This is a genomic window from Comamonas sp. DB36, from assembly GCF_057914905.1.
Genome location: NZ_CP196631.1, coordinates 3,294,526 through 3,312,309, shown reverse-complemented (window position 1 = coordinate 3,312,309; position 17,784 = coordinate 3,294,526). Strand labels below are relative to the sequence as shown.

General features: G+C 65.6%; 17 protein-coding genes and 1 riboswitch. Of the genes, 7 read left to right on the top strand and 10 right to left on the bottom strand.

The window, feature by feature from the left end:
- The first annotated feature begins 73 nt into the window (after positions 1-73).
- The 5 genes from ACSVDO_RS15530 (at position 74) to thiC (ending at position 5,927) form a co-directional block, all read left to right on the top strand.
- A complete protein-coding gene (locus tag ACSVDO_RS15530; RefSeq protein ID WP_489593250.1) occupies positions 74-733 on the top strand; it encodes a nitroreductase in 660 nt (219 codons plus the stop codon).
- Positions 734-740: 7 nt separating this feature from the next.
- Entirely contained in the window at positions 741-1,457 is a 717-nt protein-coding gene (locus ACSVDO_RS15525) for an IclR family transcriptional regulator (RefSeq protein ID WP_332537958.1), read from the top strand.
- A gap of 133 nt (positions 1,458-1,590) precedes the next feature.
- Positions 1,591-2,571: a Bug family tripartite tricarboxylate transporter substrate binding protein gene (locus ACSVDO_RS15520; RefSeq protein WP_489593248.1), complete on the top strand. Its 981-nt coding sequence runs from the start codon at positions 1,591-1,593 to the stop codon at positions 2,569-2,571.
- Positions 2,572-2,587: 16 nt separating this feature from the next.
- On the top strand, positions 2,588-3,613 hold the full coding sequence (locus tag ACSVDO_RS15515; protein ID WP_332537960.1) for an amidohydrolase family protein: 1,026 nt from the start codon (positions 2,588-2,590) through the stop codon (positions 3,611-3,613).
- Between the two features lie 45 nt (positions 3,614-3,658).
- A riboswitch (TPP riboswitch) is annotated at positions 3,659-3,781 on the top strand.
- A gap of 238 nt (positions 3,782-4,019) precedes the next feature.
- Entirely contained in the window at positions 4,020-5,927 is a 1,908-nt protein-coding gene (gene thiC, locus ACSVDO_RS15510) for a phosphomethylpyrimidine synthase ThiC (RefSeq protein ID WP_489593245.1), read from the top strand.
- Positions 5,928-6,044: 117 nt separating this feature from the next.
- Here thiC and ACSVDO_RS15505 read toward each other — a convergent pair whose 3' ends face one another.
- The 4 genes from ACSVDO_RS15505 to yjgA form a co-directional block, all read right to left on the bottom strand.
- Positions 6,045-7,685, bottom strand: a complete 1,641-nt coding sequence (locus tag ACSVDO_RS15505; RefSeq protein WP_489593244.1) for a methyl-accepting chemotaxis protein — start codon at positions 7,683-7,685, stop codon at positions 6,045-6,047.
- Positions 7,686-7,832: 147 nt separating this feature from the next.
- A complete protein-coding gene (locus ACSVDO_RS15500) occupies positions 7,833-9,011 on the bottom strand; it encodes a multidrug effflux MFS transporter (RefSeq protein WP_489593242.1) in 1,179 nt (392 codons plus the stop codon).
- A gap of 99 nt (positions 9,012-9,110) precedes the next feature.
- Complete coding sequence (gene mog, locus ACSVDO_RS15495) at positions 9,111-9,719, bottom strand: molybdopterin adenylyltransferase (protein ID WP_332539849.1); 609 nt, start codon at positions 9,717-9,719, stop codon at positions 9,111-9,113.
- The gene (gene yjgA / locus ACSVDO_RS15490) at positions 9,712-10,407 is read right to left on the bottom strand and encodes a ribosome biogenesis factor YjgA (RefSeq protein ID WP_489593240.1); all 696 of its coding nucleotides are present in this window, start codon (positions 10,405-10,407) and stop codon (positions 9,712-9,714) included. The genes mog and yjgA overlap by 8 nt, the downstream gene beginning before the upstream one ends.
- Before the next feature lie 63 nt (positions 10,408-10,470).
- On the opposite strand from yjgA, the gene pmbA reads away from it, so the two are divergent.
- Positions 10,471-11,880: a metalloprotease PmbA gene (pmbA, locus tag ACSVDO_RS15485; protein WP_489593238.1), complete on the top strand. Its 1,410-nt coding sequence runs from the start codon at positions 10,471-10,473 to the stop codon at positions 11,878-11,880.
- Between the two features lie 180 nt (positions 11,881-12,060).
- Here the strand turns inward: pmbA and ACSVDO_RS15480 are convergent, their stop codons facing one another.
- The 3 genes from ACSVDO_RS15480 to ACSVDO_RS15470 all read right to left on the bottom strand — a co-directional run bounded on the left by ACSVDO_RS15480 (position 12,061) and on the right by ACSVDO_RS15470 (position 14,183).
- Positions 12,061-12,507 carry a GatB/YqeY domain-containing protein gene (locus ACSVDO_RS15480; RefSeq protein WP_213298304.1) on the bottom strand — a complete coding sequence of 149 codons (447 nt, stop codon included), beginning with the start codon at positions 12,505-12,507 and terminating at the stop codon, positions 12,061-12,063.
- Between the two features lie 99 nt (positions 12,508-12,606).
- Positions 12,607-12,819, bottom strand: coding sequence for a 30S ribosomal protein S21 (gene rpsU / locus ACSVDO_RS15475; RefSeq protein WP_159917519.1), 213 nt, complete (start codon positions 12,817-12,819; stop codon positions 12,607-12,609).
- Positions 12,820-12,950: 131 nt separating this feature from the next.
- Positions 12,951-14,183: a BaiN/RdsA family NAD(P)/FAD-dependent oxidoreductase gene (locus tag ACSVDO_RS15470; RefSeq protein ID WP_489593235.1), complete on the bottom strand. Its 1,233-nt coding sequence runs from the start codon at positions 14,181-14,183 to the stop codon at positions 12,951-12,953.
- Positions 14,184-14,347: 164 nt separating this feature from the next.
- Between ACSVDO_RS15470 and ACSVDO_RS15465 the strand changes: the two genes are divergently transcribed.
- Positions 14,348-14,845 (top strand): acyl-CoA thioesterase, encoded by a 498-nt coding sequence (locus ACSVDO_RS15465; protein ID WP_332549623.1) that lies wholly within the window; start codon positions 14,348-14,350, stop codon positions 14,843-14,845.
- A 118-nt stretch (positions 14,846-14,963) separates the two neighbouring features.
- Here ACSVDO_RS15465 and cobA read toward each other — a convergent pair whose 3' ends face one another.
- The 3 genes from cobA to ACSVDO_RS15450 all read right to left on the bottom strand — a co-directional run bounded on the left by cobA (position 14,964) and on the right by ACSVDO_RS15450 (position 17,784).
- Positions 14,964-15,755 carry a uroporphyrinogen-III C-methyltransferase gene (gene cobA, locus ACSVDO_RS15460; protein WP_489593233.1) on the bottom strand — a complete coding sequence of 264 codons (792 nt, stop codon included), beginning with the start codon at positions 15,753-15,755 and terminating at the stop codon, positions 14,964-14,966.
- Entirely contained in the window at positions 15,752-16,732 is a 981-nt protein-coding gene (gene ybiB / locus ACSVDO_RS15455) for a DNA-binding protein YbiB (protein WP_489593232.1), read from the bottom strand. The genes cobA and ybiB overlap by 4 nt, the downstream gene beginning before the upstream one ends.
- A 677-nt stretch (positions 16,733-17,409) precedes the next feature.
- A complete protein-coding gene (locus ACSVDO_RS15450; protein ID WP_489593230.1) occupies positions 17,410-17,784 on the bottom strand; it encodes a hypothetical protein in 375 nt (124 codons plus the stop codon).

Sequence of the window (17,784 nt, the reverse complement as noted above, 5' to 3'; positions counted from 1 at the left end):
GACCGCTGCCTGCCATTGTGTTCCGTCGGCGGCGGCTAGACTCGCCCGTGTGTCGTCTGGAGGACCCAATGCCATGAATGTGAAAGATGCCCTGCATGCGCGCCGCTCGGTGCGCGCTTTCCTGCCCCGCGTGCCCGAGGCCGCCGTGGTGCGCTCGATGCTGCACTCGGCCGCGCGCGCCGCCTCGGGCGGCAACCTGCAGCCCTGGCGCGTGACTGCGCTGACCGGCGCGCCGCTGGCGCAACTGCTGGAAGTGGTGGCCCGGGCCGAGCCCAAGGACGGGCCCACCGGCACCTCCTATCCGCCCAGCCTCTGGGAGCCTTATCGCAGCCGCCGCTTCGAGAACGGCGAAGACCTGTACCGCACGCTGTCGATAGGCCGCGACGACAAGCTCGCACGGCTCAATCAGCTGGCGCGCAACGCGCAGTTCTTCGGCGCCCCCGTAGGCATCTTCGTGAGCGTCGATGCGCGCATGGGGCTGGCCCAGTGGGCCGATCTGGGCATCTATCTGCAGTCGCTGATGCTGCTGGCCGTGGAGCAGGGGCTGGCGACCTGCGCCCAGGGGTTCTGGCGCCGCTTTGGCGAGACGCTGAGCAGCGCGCTGGCGCTGCCCGAAGGCTATGAGGTGGCCTTCGGCATTGCGCTCGGCTGGGAAGATATCGACGCGCCGATCAACCGCCTGCGCGCCACGCGCGCCGATCCGGGCGAATGGCTGCAACTGAAAGGCTTTTGAGGCACCGATGACGCATGTCATTGCGGTCGCGCGCGCGCTCGCGCTGCTCAAGGCCTTCTCGGGCGATGAAAGCTTTGTTTCGCTCGCCGAGCTGGCGCGGCGCACGGCCATGCACAAGCCCACGGTGCTGCGACTGGCGCGCACCCTGGCCGCCGATGGCTTTCTGGTCCAGCGCGCCGCGGACGGCGCCTGGCGCCTCGGACCCAGCGCGGGCTTTCTGGGCGCGCGCTATCAGGCGCAGTTCGACGTCAACGCCATCATCGAGCCGCAGTTGATGGCGCTGGCGGAAGCGACGGGCGAGAGCGCGTCGTTCTACGTCTACGAGAACAGCGTGCGCAGCTGCCTGCTGCGCGTGGAGGGGCCGCGCGGCATTCGCCGCCATGTGCGTTCGGGCGAACTGTTGCCGCTGGACAAAGGCTCCGCCGGCCACGTGATTCTGGCTGCGCTGGGCGAAGCCGGTGCGGTCTACGACGCGATTCGCCGCACGGGCTACAGCGTGACTGCGGGCGAGCGCAGCGCGGGTGCCGCGAGCATCTCCGCCGCCGTGCACGGAGTGCGCCGCGCCGTGCTGGGCTCGGTCTGCGTTTCGGGTCCGGTCGATCGCCTGACGCCGGCGCAACTGGAATCCTTTGGTCCTGTCATAACGCAGACCGCGGCGCAGATTTCCTGGCAGCTGGGCGGCGTCTCCGTCGCCGCCTTGCGGTCCACCTGGCATCCAAACTGAGATCGGCAGGCCGTTGTGCCTGCTGGCGCGATCCGGCGGCCGTTACGCTAGGTGAAACGGTGTTCCGTTGTCGCCATGGTGTTTCTACGATGTCTGCTGGCCCCGATCAGAGGGTTTCACCAAGGAGACAACAATGACCACCAAGCGAGTGCTGCTGCAGGCAGCCATCTGCGCGTGCGCGACTTTCGTTGCCCACCATGCGCATGCCCAGGCCGACGCCTTCCCCAGCAAGACCCTGCGCTTCATCGTGCCCTTTGCGGCTGGAGGCCCGGCCGATGTGGTGGCGCGCGAAGTCGCCCAGGCCCTGGGCAAGGAGCTGGGCCAGTCCGTGGTGGTGGAGAACCTGGGCGGGGGCGCGGGCGTGCCCGCGACCAATGCCGTGGTCCGTGCGCCGGCCGACGGCTACACGCTGCTGTTCGCGGCTTCGGGCAACGTCGTGATCCAGCCGCTGCTGAGCAGGAAGCGCGTGGACATCCTCACGCAGCTGTCCCCGGTGGGCATGGTCACCACCAGCCCGCATGTGCTGGTGGTGTCTAGCCAGCTGCCGGTGCGCACGGTCAAGGAACTTATTGACCATGCGCAGGCCAACCCCGGCACCTTGAACTTTGCTTCCGCCGGCGTGGGCGGGCTGGCGCATCTGGCGTCCGAGTGGTTCATGCAGCAGGCCGGCATCCAGGGCCGGCATCTGGCTTACAAGGGCTCGTCGCAGGCCATGACGGATCTGGCGTCTGGCCAGGTGCAGGCCATGTTCAGCAGCCTGCCGTCCATGAAGGGCATGGTGGACAAGGGCTTGCTGCGCGTCGTGGGCGTGAGCTCCAGGTCGCAGTCGCCCACCTACAAGGATTTCCCGCTCATCAAGCAGGCCGGGCTGCCGGGCTTCGAATACACCACCTGGTATGGCCTGTTCGGCCCGGTCGGCGTGCCGCCGGCAGTGGTGGAAAAGCTGGGCACGGCGCTGGGCAAGCTGGCGGCCGACAAGGCGTTCGAGGCGCGCCTGCGCGAGCAGGGCGTGGATCTGCATGTCAGCGCGCCCCAGGAACTGGCCGAGCGCACGCGCAAGGAAACCGCCGCGTGGGACAAGGTGATCCGCGAATCGGGCATCCATCTCAACTGAAGCTCCCGACCCGCCCATGATCATCGACTGCCACGGCCACTACACCACCGCGCCCAAGGCGCTGGGCGACTATCGCCAGCGCCAGAAGGCGCGCCTGTTCGAGCCCGGAGCCCCGGCGCTGTACCCCGACGCGCGCATCAGCGACGACGAGATCCGCGCGAGCCTGGAGTGCAACCAGCTGGCGACGCAGCGCGCGCGCGGCGTGGACATGACGGTGTTCTCGCCCACGGCCGGGGCAATGGCCCACCATGTGGGCAACGTGCAGACCAGCGCGCATTGGGCGCAGGCCTGCAACGACCTGATCCACCGCGTGGTCCAGCTCTATCCGCGCGAATACGCGGGCGTATGCCAGCTGCCGCAATCGCCGGGCGCGGACCTTTGGGCCAGCGTGGCCGAACTCGAGCGCTGCGTCACCGAGCTGGGCTTTGTCGGCTGCAATGTGAACCCCGATCCGTCGGACGGTCACTGGAGCGGGCCGCCCATGACCGACCGCCACTGGTATCCGCTGTACGAGAAGATGGTGGAGCTGGACGTCCCGGGAATGGTGCATGTGAGCTGCTCCTGCAATGCCAACTTTCACCACACAGGCGCGCACTATCTCAACGGCGACACCACGGTCTTCATGCAGCTGCTGCTGTCGGATCTGTTCAAGGACTTTCCCACGCTGCGCCTGGTGATTCCGCATGGCGGCGGCGCCGTGCCCTACCACTGGGGGCGCTACCGCGGGCTGGCGCAGCAGCTGCAGCGTCCGCCGCTGACGCAGTTGCTGAACAACGTGTTCTTCGATACCTGCGTCTACCATCAGCGCGGGATCGACCTGCTGCTCGATGTGATTCCGGTCGAGAACGTGCTTTTCGCTTCCGAGATCCATGGCGCCGTGAAGGGCATCGATCCGCAGACCGGCTTTCATTTCGACGATACGCGCCGCTATGTGGATGCGGTGCAGGGGCTTTCGGCGCAGGCGATGCAGCAGGTATTCGAGGGCAATGCGCGGCGCGTCTACCCGCGGCTGGACCGGCTGCTCAGCGCCCAGGGCCGTTGACGCTCGCCGCCCCGATTCCATTGCGTCGCCGACGCCGTTATACTCATCGCAGCTCCGGGGTGTGCTTATGCGCTGAGATGCCAGGCGGTCTGTGTGAACAGGCTGGCTGGCGAACCCGACGAACTTGATCCGGTTCATACCGGCGGAAGAAGAGCGAGACCCTGAAGCGGGGTGGGGGAGGCAGAAGTCAGTGGTGGGGGGCAATGTGCCTGCCACCGATCAAGACTGCAGTGCTTTCTTCCATCCGCGCCACCCATGGCTGCTCGTGCACCTGGGTGCGCGTGCGGGGCAAGTCCCCCGGCCGGCGGTGGTCCGTCCACAGCCCCAGCGGCAATGGGCGGGCGACAGGCTCGGCCTGGCATTCCTCGGAGCGTTGTTGATCCAACCACCATCCGAGGAGACTGCGATGAATGCCCGCGATACGGAATTTTCCACCCCCCCAGCCCCGTCCTTTGCGGATCTGCTCGCGCAATCGCGCCAGTCTTTTCCTGCGTCGCGCAAAAGCTATCTGCCGGGCCAGCTGCATCCCGAACTGCGCGTGCCCGTGCGCGACATCGCGCTGACCAATGGCGAACAGGTCAGCGTCTACGACACCTCGGGCCCGTATACCGACCCTGGCGTGCAGATCGACATCCGCCAGGGCCTGCCCAACCTGCGCGCGCCCTGGATAGACGCGCGCGGCGACACCGAGTGGTACGTTGGCCGCCCGCGCGTCGCGCTCGATGACGGCGGCCGCAGCGATGAAGCACTGCGCCTGAAGCAATTGCGCGCCGAGGCCGCGGGCCTGCAGCGCCAGCCGCGCCGCGCCAAGAGCGGTGCCAACGTGACGCAGATGCACTACGCGCGCCGCGGCATCATCACCCCCGAAATGGAATACGTCGCGCTGCGCGAGAACGGCCGGCGCGAATGGATAGCTGCCTACCAGCAGGACACGGCGCGCGAGCAGCGCCTCGCGGGCAACCCGCTGGGCGCGCGCATCCCGAAGATCATCACGCCGGAATTCGTGCGCGAGGAAGTGGCGCGCGGCCGGGCCATCATTCCCGCGAACATCAACCACCCTGAAATCGAGCCCATGGCCATAGGGCGCAATTTCAAGGTCAAGATCAATGCCAACATCGGCAACTCGGCCGTGACGTCCAGCATCGAGGAGGAAGTCGAGAAGCTGGTCTGGGCCACGCGCTGGGGCGCGGACAACGTGATGGACCTGTCCACGGGCAAGAACATCCACACCACGCGCGACTGGATTCTGCGCAACTCGCCCGTGCCCATCGGCACCGTGCCCATCTACCAGGCGCTGGAGAAGGTCGGCGGCGTGGCCGAGGACCTGACCTGGGAGATCTTCCGCGACACGCTGATCGAGCAGGCCGAGCAGGGCGTCGACTACTTCACCATCCACGCAGGCGTGCGCCTGGCCTTCATCCACCTCACGGCCGCGCGGCGCACGGGCATCGTCTCGCGCGGCGGCTCGATCATGGCCAAGTGGTGCATGACGCACCACCGCGAAAGCTTCCTCTACGAGCATTTCGAGGACATCTGCGACATCATGAAGCAGTACGACGTGAGCTTCAGCCTGGGCGACGGCCTGCGCCCGGGCTGCGCCAGCGACGCCAATGACGAAGCCCAGTTCGCCGAGCTGCAGACGCTGGGCGAGCTCACGCAGATCGCCTGGAAGCACGACGTGCAGACCATGATAGAAGGCCCGGGCCATGTGCCCATGCATCTGATCCAGGCGAACATGGAGGAGCAGCTCAAGCACTGCCATGAGGCGCCGTTCTACACGCTGGGTCCGCTGACCATAGACATCGCTCCGGGCTACGACCATATCGCCAGCGCCATCGGCGCGGCCATGATCGGCTGGATGGGAACGGCCATGCTGTGCTACGTGACGCCCAAGGAGCACCTGGGCCTGCCCGACCGCGACGACGTCAAGCAGGGCATCATGGCGTACAAGATCGCCGCGCATGCGGCCGACGTCGCCAAGGGCCATCCGGGAGCGCGCGCGCGCGACGACGCGCTGTCGCAGGCGCGTTTCGACTTCCGCTGGCAGGACCAGTTCAACCTGGGGCTGGACCCCGACACCGCCCAGGCCTACCACGATGAAACCCTGCCCAAGGACGCCGCCAAGGTCGCGCATTTCTGCTCGATGTGCGGGCCGAAGTTCTGCTCGATGAAGATCACCCAGGAAGTGCGTGAATTCGCCGCGCAGAAGGGCCTGGCCGAGGACGCGGCGCTGGCCCAGGGCATGCAGGCCAAGGCGCAGGAGTTCCAGCAGGCCGGCGGGCAGTTTTACTTGCCGATCACGCCGGTCAGGTAAGGCGCTGGCGACTGTCGGGCCGCGGCGACCACGGCCATGCAGCGCGCGTGGCATGGGGCGTGACGTTCATGGTTCGACAAGCTCACCACGAACGGGTGCTGCCTGAGGTGGTGAGGTTCAGGCCGGCAACGCGAAGCGCGTCGCGATGCGCGACAGCGCGCCGGCCTGATCCTGCAGGCTCAGCGCCGCGGCGGCCGATTCCTGCACCAGCGCCGAGTTGTGCTGGGCGTGGTCGCTGAGCGCATGCACGGCTTCGTGCAGCGCAGCGATGTCCTGCTGCTGGCCCTGGGCCTGGCTGGTGATGTCGGCCATGCTGAGCGTTGCCTGTTCTATGGCCTTGAGCATCTGCGCGGTGCGCGCGCGCGCTTGGACGGCCAGGCGGCTGCTTTCATCGACCTGGGCGTTCGAGGCCTGGACCAGCTGCTTGATTTCCTTGGCCGCGGCCGCGCTGCGGTTGGCCAGCGCGCGCACTTCGGCCGCGACCACGCTGAAGCCGCGGCCATGTTCGCCGGCGCGCGCGGCTTCGACGGCTGCATTGAGCGCCAGCAGATTGGTCTGAAACGACAGCGTGTCGATCACGCCCGTGATGTCGGCAATGCGCTGGGCGCTGCCCGCCATGTGGTGGATGGTGCCGGCCAGCGCCTCGATCGAGGCGCCGCTGGCCTGGGCGCTGGCGCTGGCCTGCTGGGCCACCTGCTGGCCGCGCTCGGCGGCCTGGGTGGCCAGCGTCGTGGTCTCGGACAGCATTGCCAGATGCTCGCTGGCGGCCTGCAGCTGCAGCGCGCCATGCTCGGTGCGCTGCGACAGGTCGTGGTTGCCGCGTGCGATGTCTTCGGAAGCGTGGGCCACATGGCGCGTCGCGCCCTGGAGCTGTCCCACGAGATCGCGCAGGCTGGTCTGCATGCGCGCCATCGCGCCCAGCATCTGGCCGGCTTCGTCCCGGCCACGGCTTTCCAGGTCGGTGCGCAGGTCGAGCGCGGCCACGCGCTGGGCCGCGCTGTGCGCCTGGGCCAGCGGCTGCACGATCCAGCGGCGCAGCGCCCAGCCCAGCCACAGTCCCAGCAGCACCGAGGCCGCGCACAGCGCCAGCAGCACGCTGCGTGCCGTGGCGGCGCTTTCGCCGGCAGCGCGCGCGGCGTCGTCCATCGCCTGGCGCTGGTAGTTCGACAGCGCCTGCAGTTGCTGCGTCAGCGCCTGCGCCGCGGGCAGGAACCGCTGGTCCACGGTCTCGCGTATGCGCTGCGTGAGGCCGCTGTCGCGCGCCGTGACCAGGGCCGCGCTGGCGGCCAGAAAGTCCGCATGGCGCTGGTCCAGGTCCTGCCACAGCGTCTGCTCGGCCGCGCTGTGCGTGCGCTGGCTCACGGTCTGGCGCAGCTGGGCATAGGCTTTTTCGTCGGTCGCGACCTCGGCGCCCAGCACGTCGCCGACTTCGGGCTCCGAGCTCAGCGCCATGGCCTTGAGGCGTTCGATGTTGCGCGACTGCAGCCAGAACGCGTCGGCGACCTGGCGCTCGGCGGCGCTGCGCTCGGCCATCACGCGGTGCAGCGCGTCCTGGCTGCGGTCCAGCGCCCACAGCCCCACGCCGGCGCAGCCCCAGCCCAGCGCCAGCGCCAGCGCGAAGATCAGCTGCAGGCGCGCGCCCAGCGAGCGCCGCCAGGCAATGCGCGTGCGTGCGGCAGGTGGGAAGGCGTGGGGAGTTTCGGTCGGCGCCAGGGTCAGAGCCTGGGCCGGCAGTCGAAGGGCGAGAGAGGAGGACATGGACGCACAGAGCTGAGAGGAAAGCAGGCCCGCAGCGCCGGAGGTGACCTCGGCTTGCGGGCGGTTTGTCACATGCTAGTTACAGTCTGTGTAAACCAGATGACACTCTCTTGCCGCTTTATGACGGCGCGGCCTGCGTCCTGTGCGTCAGCCGTGGTGCTCGCGCGCGCAGAAGTACCAAAGCGTCATTCCGCTGACGATCAGCGCCGCATGGCCCAGCGCCAGCCACAGCGCGCTGTGGAACAGCAGCGGCACCAGCGCGGACGTGATCAGCGCAAACAGCATCATCTGCACAAAGCCCTGCAGCGAAGACGCCAGGCCGCGCATCGTCGGAAAGAAGCCCACGGCCTGCAGCACCACCAGCGGGCTGATCAGCGACCAGGACAGCGTGTACAGCGCGATCGGCAGTACGGCCCAGGGCAGGGTGGCAGTGAACAGCGCGTTGTAGCCCACGTTGATGGTGCAGGCCAGCGCCATGATCGTGAAGCCGATCTGCTTCTGGCGGGCGGGCGACAGCCGCGACGCCAGCACGGTGCTGATCACCGAGCCCAGCATGCCGCCGCCCACCAGTGGAATGAACAGCCAGCCAAAGCCGGTCTCGTCCTGGCCCAGCAGCGTGATGACGAACTCCGCGGCCGAGGCGATGTAGACCGCCATGCCCGAGCCCATCAGGCCTATGGCCAGCAGCATGCGGCGAAACGGTCGGTGACGGATCGCAGTGAGGTAGTTGCGCGCGATCGGCCGCCAGGCCAGCGGCGTGCGCTTTTCCTGCGCCAGCGTCTCGGGCAGGCCGCGCCAGGCGGTGGCCAGCAGCAGCAGCGCAAACAGCGCCAGAAACCCGAACGACGCGCGCCAGCCGCCATGCAGCTGCAGCCAGCCGCCCAGAATGGGTGCGAGCGCGGGCGCCAGGCCGAACACCACCATGATCATCGCCATCATGCGCTGCGCCTGGGCGCCGTGGTAGCGGTCCTGCACCATCGCGCGCGACACCACCATGCCTGCGCCGGCCATCACGCCCTGGGCGGCGCGCAGCGCGATCAGCGTCTCAATGCTCGGCGACAGCGCGGCCAGCAGCGACACCAGGCCGAAGCCGGTCACGGTGAACAGCATCACGCGGCGCCGGCCTATCGCATCGGAGAGCGTGCCGTAGACCAGCATCATCACCGCCAGGCCCAGCACATAGACGCTCAGCGTCTGCTGCACCACCGTGGCGTCCACCGCGAATTCCTGGGCGATGGCGTGGAACGAAGGAAGATAGGTGTCTATCCCCAGCGGGCCGAGCATGGTGAACAGCGCCAGCATCAGGGTGAGTTTCAATTGGGACATAGAGCGGGTAACAGGCCGGAAACGGCAGCGGCCAGGGTGAGCTGGCCGGCGGGCAAACAGTAGAAAGAAAAAGCGCCTCGGTGGAGGCGCTCGGTGCGGTCAGCGTGCCGACGGCGCGCGCTGTGCGCTCTTGGGCCGGAAGGCGTCGCAGACTTCGCTGCGCGTCTCGAGGTAGGGGCCGCCCAGCAGATCGATGCAGTAAGGCACGGCCGCGAAGATGCCGGGAACCAGGCTCTTGCCGTCGGCATCCTTGAGGCCTTCGAGCGTCTGCGCAATGGCCTTGGGCTGGCCCGGCAGGTTGATGACCAGGCTCTGGCCGCGGATCACCGCCACCTGGCGCGACAGGATGGCCGTGGGCACGAAGCGCAGGCTGATCTGGCGCATCTGCTCGCCAAAGCCCGGCATTTCCTTGTCGGCAATGGCCAGCGTGGCTTCGGGCGTCACGTCGCGCAGCGCCGGGCCCGTGCCGCCCGTAGTGAGCACCAGGCAGCAGCCCGCGTCGACCAGCTCGATCAGCGCCTGGCTGATCTGTTCCTGCTCGTCGGGAATCAGCCGCGACTCGAAAGTGACCGGGTTGCGCAGCGCGCGGCCCAGCCAGTCCTGCAGCGCGGGCAGGCCCTGGTCGACGTAGACGCCGCTGCTTGCGCGGTCGCTGACCGACACGATGCCAATGCGCACTGCGTCGCAGGCTGCGGCGTTCTCAGTCATCGCTGTCGTCATCGGCTGCGGGCGCCGCAGGCGTTACCGCGCCGCGAAAACCATTGCTGCCCGAGAGCTGCTCGCGCAGCAGCGCAAACAGATCGCGGTAGGCGCGGCTGACCTTGCGCGGCGCGCTGGGCGTGCCTTCTTCGACGGGTTCGGCAGCGGCGGGCGTGCCGGCCGGAACGTCCTTGCGCGCCTGGCGGATCAGCGCGCGGATCTGCTGCGAGTCGGTTGCCGGGAAGCTGTCCAGCCATTCGGCCAGCGCGCCGTCATCGGCCATCAGGCGCTCGCGCCATTGCTCGGCCTGCAGCACCGTGAGCTTCTCGGTGGGCGAGCCGCTGCGCTGCTCTTCCATGGCCGCATGAATCGCGGCCACCAGCGGCTCCTCGAGCTTGCGCATGATCTTGCCGATGTATTGCATCTGGCGGCGCTTGCCTTCGAAGTTGGTGATGCGGCGCGCTTCGGCCAGCGCGTCGAGCAGCTTGTCGGACAGCTGCAGGCGCGCAAGCAGATCGCTGCGCAGGTTCAGCAGGTCTTCGCCGAGCTTTTGCAGCGCGTCGCTTTCGCGCTTCATATCGGTACGGCTGGAGTCCCAGGTTCCTTTGAGTTCGGCCTTGAGTTCAAGGTCGAGTTCGCTGCCTTCGGCAACGAACTGGCCTTTTACGAAGTAGCCTTTTTTTGGTTTGCGTGACATGGTAGGGGGCAATAGGATGGCAATGCAGGGCGCATCGCAGTGGCAAGTATCATAGCTGTCGCTATGAAAAAACCCCGCCCCCGCTCCGTAAGCACCGCCGCAACGCAGGCCGATTCCGGCTTCAGCTACAGCCGCCCCTTCTTTGAAGACCTCGTGGACCGTGCCTTGGTGCATGCCAAGAAGCTCGGCGCCACCGACGCCGGCGCCGAAGCCTCCGAGGGCTGCGGCCTGTCGGTGAGCGTGCGCAAGGGCGCCCTGGAGACCGTGGAGCGCAACCGCGACAAGTCGCTGGGCGTGACGGTCTACCTGGGCAACCGCCGCGGCAATGCCAGCACCTCCGACTTCTCCGACGCCGCGATTGCCCAGACCGTGCAGGCCGCGTACGACATCGCGCGCTTCACCGCAGAAGACCCCACGGGCGGTCTGCCCGATGCCGCCGACATCGCCGAACCCGGCACGCACCGCGATCTCGACCTGTTCCACCCCTGGGCCATCACCAGCGAAGAGGCCGCCGCCATCGCCATGGAATGCGAAGCCGCGGCGCTCAAGACGCACAAGCGCATCACCAACAGCGAAGGCGCGGGCGTCTCGGCCCAGCAAAGCCATTTCTTCAGCGCCCATTCCAACGGCTTTCGCGGCGGCTATGCGAGCTCGCGCCACAGCCTGTCGGTCGCGCCCATCGCTTCGCTGCCCGGGCGCAACGCCGAAATGCAGCGCGATGCCTGGTACAGCTCGATGCGCGCCGCTTCCGAGCTGGCCTCGCCCGCCGAAGTCGGCCGCTACGCCGCGCAGCGCGCGTTGAGCCGCCTGGGCAGCCGCAAGATCCCGACCACCGAATGCCCCGTGCTGTTTGAATCCACGCTGGCCTCGGGCCTGCTGGGCAGCTTCGTGCACGCGGTCAGCGGCGGCGCGCTCTACCGCAAGACCAGCTTCCTGCTCGACTCGCTGGGCAAGCCGGTGTTCCCCAAGCACATCGATGTGCTTGAAGACCCGTTCATCCTGCGCGGCAAGGGCAGCTCGCCGTTCGACGAGGAAGGCGTGCGCGTGCAGCCGCGCAAGGTGATCGATGCCGGCCGCGTGCAAGGCTACTTCCTGTCGAGCTACTCGGCGCGCAAGCTGGGCATGAAGACCACCGGCAACTCGGGCGGCTCGCACAACCTGGTGATGAGCTCGCGCCTCACACGCGAAGGCGACGACCTCGATGCCATGCTCAAGAAGCTGGGCACGGGCCTGTTCGTGATCGAGCTGATGGGCCAGGGCGTGAACTACGTGACCGGTGATTACTCGCGCGGCGCCAGCGGCTTCTGGGTCGAGAACGGCGAAATCGCTTTTCCCGTGCATGAAATCACCATTGCCGGCAACCTCAAGACCATGTTCAAGGGCATCGAGGCCATTGGCTCCGACGCCTACAACTACGGCGCCAAGACCGTGGGCTCGATGCTGATCAACCGCATGAAGGTCGCGGGCAGTTAATTGATGCCCCCACGCTCCGCCGCTGCGCGGGTCGCGCCGGGGGCGCAGCCCCCGGAGCAAACCGCGTAGACAGAAAAGAGTGCCCGAGAACGCTCTTTTGCATGGCGCGCAGCCCCCGGAACAAACCGCATAGACAAAAAAGAGCGCCCTCGGGCGCTCTTTTGCATGGGGCGTGGCGTTTCAGCCGGCCAGCGCGGCCTTCACGGCGGCGGACACCTGGCCCATGTCGGCCTTGCCTGCGAGCGCGGTCTTGACCGCGCCCATCACCTTGCCCATGTCGCCCGGGCCCTTGGCGCCGAGTTCGGCAACGATGGCCTGCACGGCGGCAGTGACTTCTTCGGCCGACATGCGCTGGGGCAGGTAGACCTTGAGCACTTCGAGCTCGGCTTTTTCCTTGTCGACCAGATCCTGGCGATCGGCGGTCTCGAAGGCGGCAATGCTGTCCTTGCGCTGCTTGATCAGCTTGTCGACGATGGCGATGATGGCCACGTCGTCGAGCACCACGCGCTCATCGACTTCCTTTTGCTTCATGGCCGCCATCAGCATGCGGATGGTGCCCAGGCGCTCGCTGTCCTTGGCGCGCATGGCGGTCTTCATGTCTTCGGTAATCTGGTCTTTGAGGCTCATGGCATAGCTCCTGAAAGTGGAAATCGGAAATCGGAAAACAAAAAACCCGCGCCTGGCGTCCCGAGCGCGGGTTTGCGGCTTTTGAAGGCCGGCTTGAGCTTAGTACAGCTTCTTGGGCAGCTGCATGCTGCGAACGCGCTTGTAGTGACGCTTCACGGCGGCTGCCTTCTTGCGCTTGCGCTCGGAAGTGGGCTTCTCGTAGAACTCGCGAGCGCGCAGGTCGGTCAGCAGGCCGAGCTTTTCGATCGTGCGCTTGAAGCGACGCAGAGCGACGTCATAGGGTTCGTTTTCTTTTACGCGGATGGTGGTCATTAGCTAATGTTTCCAAATATTTGTTGCCGACAGCGGGAGCAAAGGAGATCGAGCCTGTGCGCCATGTGCGGCGGTTGTTCCCCGTCTATAACTAGTATTGGCCGACGGGGCATTGCCAGCAAAGCCAAGGATTATAGACCAGTTACAGCCGGCTGCAAGGAATTCGCACAGGCATGCGCGCTGGCCCAGGCCCACTGGAAGTTGTAGCCGCCGAGCCAGCCCGTGATGTCGACCACCTCGCCAATGCAGAACAGTCCGGGCTGGGTCCTGCACTCCATGCTCTGCTGCGACAGCACCTTGGTGTCTACACCGCCCAGCGTGACTTCGGCTTTCTTGTAGCCTTCCGAGCCGTTGGGCGTGATTTCCCAGCGGCTCAGGCGCTCGGCGAGGCGGTTCAAGGCCTTGTCCGAAGCTTCGGCGATGGGGCGCTGCAGCTCGGCGTCCTGGGCCACCCAGGCATCGGCCAAACGGCTGGGCAGCCAGGTGGCGAGTTCGTTGGCGATCAGCTTGCGCGAGCGCAATTTGGCCTGGGCCAGGGCTGCGGACAAATCCACATTGGGAGCAAGGTTGATGGACAGCGGCGTGCCCGGCTGCCAGTAGCTCGAGATCTGCAGCACGGCCGGGCCCGACAGTCCGCGGTGGGTGAACAGCAGGTCTTCATTGAACGCCATGCGCTCCTTCTTGCTGCCGGTGCTGATCTCCACGGGCAGCGCCAGGCCAGACAGCTGCGCATAGGGCTCCCAGGCCGCGCCGTCGAAGGTCAGCGGCACCAGGCCGGGAGTGCGCTCGATCAGCGGCAGGCCGAACTGCTGGGCCAGGCGGTAGCCGAAGTCGGTGGCACCGATCTTGGGAATCGACAGCCCGCCGGTGGCAATGACCAGGTTGGGGGCACGCACCGGGCCGCGGTCCGTGGCCAGCAGGTAGCCGTTCGCGTCATGCGAGACGCTGCCCACCTTGCACGGCTGCCAGCGCTCGACGCCGCCCAGCGCGCATTCGGCCAGCAGCATGGCGATGATGTCTTCGGCCGAGCGGTCGGCAAACAGCTGGCCCTTGTGCTTTTCATGGTGGGCAATGCCGTGGCGGTCCATCAGCGCAATGAAATCCGCGGGCGTGAAGCGCGACAGCGCCGAGCGGCAGAACTGCGGATTGCGGCCGACGAAATGCTTGTGCGGCTGGCGCACATCAAGTTCGCGGTTGGTGAAATTGCAGCGCCCGCCGCCCGAAATGCGGATCTTCTCGGCGACTTTTTCGGCATGGTCGATGAGCAGCACCTTGAGGCCGCGCTGGCCCGCCTGGGCTGCGCAGAAAAGGCCGGCAGCGCCGGCGCCGAGAATGATGGCGTCGTAGGAAAGAGGGGTGGTCACAGGCAGGCAGGGCAGGTCGGGGCGCCTAGGGCGCGGGTGGGCGCAACGCTGGGAGCAGCGCCGCGGGCCAGCGCGCATTGTCCCCGAGCCGCGCGCGCTTGCCCCGGGGCTGGCAAATAGCCCGCGAACGGCCGCTGGTTCGCCATCTTTTTACAATCGCCGCCATGAACCAACCTGCACACCAACTCAGCATGACGGTGCTGATGTCGCCCGACATGGCCAATTTCTCCGGCAACGTGCACGGCGGTGCGATTCTCAAGCAGCTGGACCAGGTCGCCTACGCCTGCGCCAGCCGCTATGCGGGCCGCTATGTCGTGACTCTGAGCGTGGACCAGGTGATGTTCCTGCAGCCCATCCATGTGGGCGAACTGGTGACCTTCCTGGCGAGCGTCAACCACACCGGTACCTCGTCGATGGAAGTGGGCATCAAAGTGGTCGCCGAAGACATCCGCAACCAGAGCGTGCGCCATGTCAACAGCTGCTTCTTCACCATGGTGGCCGTGGACGACGACCGCAAGACCGTGGCCGTGCCGCCGCTCAAGCCGGCGAACTACGACGAACGCCGCCGCTGGGGCGCGGCCGTGCTGCGCAAGCAGATCCGCAAGGAACAGGCCGAGCGCTACGAGCAGGTGCGCCAGGCAGCGGCAGCCGAAACCATCTGACGCCGCACAGCGGCCGGTCGACCGTTCGCACTGAGCTTGTCGAAGTGCGTGTGAGGCACAGGCTGCAAGTGCCCGGCAGGGAAATTCAGCCTCGCGTTCAAGCCTCCAACGCAGCGGCTCAAGCCGCGTGCTGTGCCTGCGCAGGCGCGGCCGCCCAGGCCGCCACGCCCTGCACCACGTCGCCGACCACGATCACGCTGGGGCTGGCGAGCTTCTCGGCGTCTATGGTGGCCTGCATTGTCGCCAGCGTGGTGACCGCATGGCGCTGGCCGGGCAGGGTGGCGTGCTGGATCACGGCCACGGGCGTCTGCGGCGGCAGGCCCTGCAGCAGGCCTTGCTGGATATGCGCGGCGCCGCGCATTCCCATGTAGATCACCAGGGTCAGGCGCAAGGCATGTGCCGTGGTGGCGAGCTGCACCCAGTCGGTGTCGTCGGCACCGGGCTTGGCATGGCCGGTAATGAACACCACGCCGCGTGCATGCGCGCGGTGCGTGAGCGGCGCGCCCAGTGAAGTCAGGCCGGCGAGGCCGGCGGTGATGCCGTTGACGATCTCGACTTCAATGCCCGCCGCACGCAGATGCTCGACCTCTTCGCCGCCGCGGCCAAAAATGAACGGGTCGCCGCCCTTGAGCCGCACCACGTCGTCGCCGTCCAGCACGGCCTGCAGCATCAGCTTTTCAATGAACGCCTGGGGCGTGCTCTTGCAGCCGCCGCGCTTGCCCACATAGACGATGCGCGCCGTGGGAGATGCATGGGCGACGATGGCATCGCTGACCAGGTCATCGACCAGCAGCACGCTTGCGGCCTGGATGGCCTTCAAGGCCTTGATGGTCAGCAGTTCCGGGTCGCCCGGACCGGCGCCGACCAGGGTGCAGCGGCCTGCGGGCCGGGAAGAGGAGGAGTGGTTCATGGCTGAACTCCGTCTGACGCTGGGCGCCGTGGTGTCGATTCGGGTGCGGCTTCCAGCGCCTGCACGATTTGCAAAATAAACGCGACCTGCTGGGCAATCGCTTCGGGCACGGGCAGTTCGCCCGCAAGCACGCGGCGAGTGTAATCGGCCGTGGTCGCGACATCGATGGCTTCGGGCAGGCCCGCGACTTCACTGGCGGTTCCGGGCTGCTGCTCCTGCAGCACGCGGTGCGCGCCATGCAAAAAGCCGTCGTAGCGCGGTGAGCGACGCGGATCGGCCACCACCTCACCTTCCAGCCCGCGCGACAGCAGCGCGCTTGCGCCCTGGGCCTGCAGGCATTCCTGCAGCATGCTCGCGTATTCTGGATGGGTATAGCTCGTTACCAGCACACTGGGGCCGGCGCAAGGGATATACAGCTTGGCGGCGCTGTGTCCGGGGTTGCGCAGGCCTATCACCTCGCGCACCGCGAGCAGCCGGGCCAGGCCGGGCTGCAGCTCTCCCGTCGCGATGTGCGCGATCGTTCCCGCCGCAATGGCAGGCAGCTCGACCGACACGTCCTGCGGTGCATGCGTGGCAGGGATGCCCAGCGCTTCCAGCACATCGCTGGCCAGCACCCGGCGCGCCTCGGTGCGCATGCCGTGCAGCAGCACCGGCAGGCCTTCGCGCGCCAGCAGCAGCGCCAGCAAGGGTGTCAGTACCGGCAGGCGGCGCGCGCCGTTGTAGCTGGGCAGCACCACGGTCGGACGGGTGCTCGCAGCGAACTTGCGGCTGCGCGCATGCAGCGCATCGAGAAATCCGCCCATCTCGTCGGCCGACTCGCCCTTGATCCGCATCGCAATGCAGAACGCCCCGATCTCCAGATCGGTGACCTGGCCGTCAAGCACCTGGCCCAGCAGATCCTGCGCCTGCACGCGCGTCACCGCACGCGCGCCCCGCGCGCCGCGGCCTATGTCTTTGATGTAGTGGCTGATGCCCATGAGTCGCTACCTGGATTGGTTGGTAGCGTTATTTTCGGGCATTTTTTAGAACTTTTGGTTATATGGTGGTTGGGCGGATACAACCCGGTGTCGCAGTGGTCCCCAAGTGGCGCATCCAAGCATCTTTGAGGTCAATCGGACGACCGAAGGCACGACATGCCTGGCCAACGAAATTAAATGAAACTTTTACAAATATCGAAAAGGCGAATTCTGAGTTCGTCAAACTCAGTGTTTTCGGAGATTAATGCTTTCCCGTTTTTATGGAATACGATGTCATTTAAAGATCCTGCGCCTCGCTACATTGAAAGAAGTTCCAATGATTTTTCTTTGGGATTTTTATCGAAGTCTATTTTTATCTTTTCCAAAGTCGCGACCCAGTTGGGAAAATTTCCGGCTTCTAGTAGCAGGATCATTCGAGCAAGAATTGTATGTGATTGATTATTTTTTCACTTTGTTGAGGTTGATTTTATTATTTCAATTCCATTAATTATCCATGGATTAGAGAGGTGTGGTTATAAGTGATTTTTTTAAAATTCGTCAGATTATATTGTTGTGCTTACACTAATTCTGTGTGAATCAGTATTTTGTATATTTTTCAAAATCCCCATATTTTTTTTTGGGGGGCTCATTGGTTCTGTAAACCGCCAAGGTAGGTGGCTGAATTTGTGGTGAACTATTTATTCGGGGTCCTCGAATTCTGTCCAGGCATAATATTTATCGTCTTTCATTATGACTTCTGGAGGTGCGTATAGAGCGCCAAAAATGGTGTTGTAAAAAGGGGCCGATATTATTGTGTATTCTCTTGGTAACAATCCTTCTCCTAATGCTCTGGTATGAGGGCGATTTCCTTTGTAAGGAAGGCTGACTTGATTGTTTAATACGGCATCCACAAGTGGTAAATCATATTTGAGGAAAAGAAATGGGTCATGATTGGGATCGATGGTGAGCAGCCATTTCTTGAAATCACTAGCAACGCGTTTGGTTTTTATTGGGTCAATTTCAAGCCAGCCACCATGCTTCCCATTTAGTTCAACTAGTTTATGTATTGGCAT